Here is a 244-nt window from a genome sequence, read left to right as displayed (position 1 = left end):
CTACAGCCGCCAGGCAAATTCTGTTTATTAACCCGCTTTTCGCCGGTTAATCTTATCTGTATCAGGCTGAAAATCTGTCTTCTCAAATCCGCCAAAACATCTTCGGCGTTGTAAGGTTAAGCCTCACGGTTCATTAGTATCGGTTAGCTCAACGTATCGCTACGCTTACACACCCGACCTATCAACGTCGTCGTCTTCAACGTTCCTTCAGGAGACTCAAAGTCTCAGGGAGAACTCATCTCGG

Annotated in this window: 1 rRNA gene; it reads right to left on the bottom strand. The window is 47.1% G+C overall.

Annotation, left to right across the window (positions count from 1 at the left end):
• Positions 1–112: 112 nt before the first annotated feature.
• Positions 113–244, bottom strand: a 23S ribosomal RNA gene (locus OGV69_RS00065); the annotation flags it as partial.

Source organism: Citrobacter sp. Cc139, from assembly GCF_030334645.1.
In the GTDB taxonomy this organism is placed as follows: Bacteria; Pseudomonadota; Gammaproteobacteria; order Enterobacterales; family Enterobacteriaceae; genus Citrobacter; species Citrobacter werkmanii.
This window is presented reverse-complemented; position numbering and strand designations above follow the sequence as displayed.